The sequence below is a fragment of the Klebsiella sp. CN_Kp100 genome, assembly GCF_040065315.1.
GTDB classification, from domain to species: Bacteria; Pseudomonadota; Gammaproteobacteria; order Enterobacterales; family Enterobacteriaceae; genus Klebsiella; species Klebsiella oxytoca.
Genome location: NZ_JBEAIJ010000015.1, coordinates 1 through 2,662 on the forward strand (window position 1 = coordinate 1; position 2,662 = coordinate 2,662).

Sequence of the window (2,662 nt, forward strand, 5' to 3'; positions counted from 1 at the left end):
CAGACGGTGGGGGCGCTGTTCCCGCCCGGCGCCACGCCGGAGGGGGTGGCGCAACAACTCCGCGCCATTCTGCCGTCCCTGGGGGAAAGGGGAATGCAGCAGCTGTGCGCCGACCCGGCCCATGATTATCTGCTGCGCCTGGGGCGCACGCTTGAGGGGAGCGGCATTGCCCGCTGGCGTACGCTGCTGACGCCCTGGCTGACGGAGCGCCTGCAGCGCGTTCCGCTGCGCGGCCTGATGTTCAGCCCGCCGCTGGCGCCGGACACGACCGCCGGGGAGACGCCACATCCTCACCGCTGGTCCGCTCCGGCGGCCTGGCAGGGAGTGACGGCGGACTGCGCTCAGGCGCAGGGCGTGCGGGCCGGTCTGCCCTGGCAGCGCACATCGGGGGTTATCGCCCTGTCGCTGATGGCCCTGTGGGGGGCGGGCAGCCTGGTCTCCTTCGCCGTTAACCGCCAGCATATTGTCAGCGCGGCGCAGCTGCTGGTGAGCTCTCCCGCGGTGAATGATGAACAGCTGATGGCGCTGCAGGCGCTGCGTAACGATATCGGACGGTTACAGCACCAGCAGGCGCATGGCGCGCCCTGGTATCAGCGCTTCGGGCTGGACCATAACGCCCCGCTGCTGGCGGCCCTGATGCCGTGGTACGGGCAGGCGAATAACCGGCTGATACGCGATGCGGCGGCGCAGGCGCTCACAAAGCAGCTGAACGCGCTGGCAGACCTGCCGCCGCGCAGTCCGCTGCGCGAGAAACGGGCAAAACCGGGCTACGACCAGCTGAAGGCGTACCTGATGATGGCGCACCCGGAGAAGGCGGACGCCGCGTTTTTTGCGCAGGTGATGAAAACCGCCGAACCGTCCCGTCCGGGTCTGTCCCCGGCGCTGTGGCAGGAGATGGCGCCGGATTTGCACACCTTTTACATGCAGAGCCTGCCCGCGCAGCCGTCATGGAAAATCACGCCGGATGCGGCGCTGGTGGCGCAGGTGCGCAGGGTGCTGCTGGAGCAGGCAGGCCAGCGCAACGCCGAAAGCACGCTCTATGAGAACATGCTGACGGCCGTCCGGCGCAACTATGCCGATATGACGCTTGAGGACATGACGCCGCAGACCGACGCCCGCCGTCTGTTCAGCACGGACGAGGTGGTGCCGGGAATGTTCACCCGCCAGGCGTGGGAAGGCGGGATTCAGGACGCCATCGACGCCGCCGTGGCCTCGCGGCGCGATGAAATCGACTGGGTGCTGAGCGACAACCGTAACACCGTGTCCACGGATGTCTCCCCGGAGGCGCTGAAACAGCGGCTGACGAACCGCTACTTTACCGATTTTGCCGGAGCGTGGCTGAACTTCCTTAACAGCATCCGGCTGAATCCGGCGCACAACATTACCGATGTCACCGACCAGCTCACCCTGACCGGCGATGTCCGCCAGTCGCCGCTGATTGCGCTGATGAACACTCTGGCCTGGCAGGGGCAGACCGGAGAGCAGGGGGAGGCTCTCTCTGATTTCCTGGTGAGGACGGCGAAAAATCTGCCGGGTAGGGATAAAAAGCCGGTCATTGACCAGCAGGCAGCCGGTCCTCGCGGCCCGCTGGACAGCACCTTCGGCCCGCTGCTGACCCTGACGGGCAAAAACAGCGCGCAGAAGGTGATGGCTGCCGACAGCTCGCTCAGCTTACAGACCTGGCTCACCCGCATCACCCGCGTGCGCCTGAAACTCCAGCAGGTGGCGAATGCCGCCGACCCGCAGGCGATGATGCAGCAGCTGGCGCAGACGGTGTTCCGGGGCCGGAGCGTGGAGCTGACCGACACGCAGGAGTACGGCAGCCTGGTGGCGGCCAGCCTCGGTGAGGCGTGGCGCGGTTTCGGGCAGACGATGTTTGTTCAGCCGCTGACTCAGGCCCGGGAGGCGGTACTGCAGCCGTCGGCGGCCAGCCTGAACGAGGCGTGGCAGCGCTCCGTGGTCGCGAACTGGAATGCGGCGTTTCAGGGGCGCTATCCCTTTGCGGCCGGGAAGAGCGACGCTTCGCTGCCGATGCTGGCGGCGTTTATCCGCCGCGATACCGGACGTATTGACCGTTTTCTCAGTACGGAGCTGGGCGGGGTGCTGCGCCGGGAGGGCAGCGACTGGGTGGCGGACAGCACCCGCAGCCAGGGGCTGACCTTCAGCCCGGCCTTTCTGAACGCGGTGAACCAGCTCAGCCAGCTGTCCGATATCCTGTTCACCGACGGCAGCCAGGGCATCAGCTTTGAGATGCAGGGGGTGGCGATGCGGGAAGTGGTGGAAACAGCGCTGACGCTTGACGGGCAGACGCTGCACTATTTTAACCAGCTGGCCGACTGGCAGCGCTTCCGCTGGCCGGGGGTGATGAATAAACCGGGGTCGATGCTGACCTGGACGTCAACGACGGCGGGAAGCCGTCTGTATGCAAACCACAGCGGCCCGTGGGGCGTTATCCGGATGCTGGAGTCGATGGCGCGGCAGAAAGCGGGGGACGGGCTGTACCGGCTGACCGTCACCGCGCCGGACAGGCGGCAGCTGCAGTGGCTGCTGCGCACGGAGCTGGGCGACGGTCCGCTGGCGCTGCTGAAGCTGCGCAACTTCAGGCTGCCGGCGCAGATATTCAGCGCCGGTGTCCCGGCAGCCGGCCGCACGGATGAAGAGG

The 2,662-nt window shown here is 66.9% G+C and carries 1 protein-coding gene; it reads left to right on the plus strand.

From position 1 onward, the window contains the following. Positions 1-2,662, plus strand: a 2,662-nt coding sequence (locus tag ABLV12_RS08720; protein WP_348866980.1) for an ImcF-related family protein, incomplete at both ends; no start/stop codon positions are given.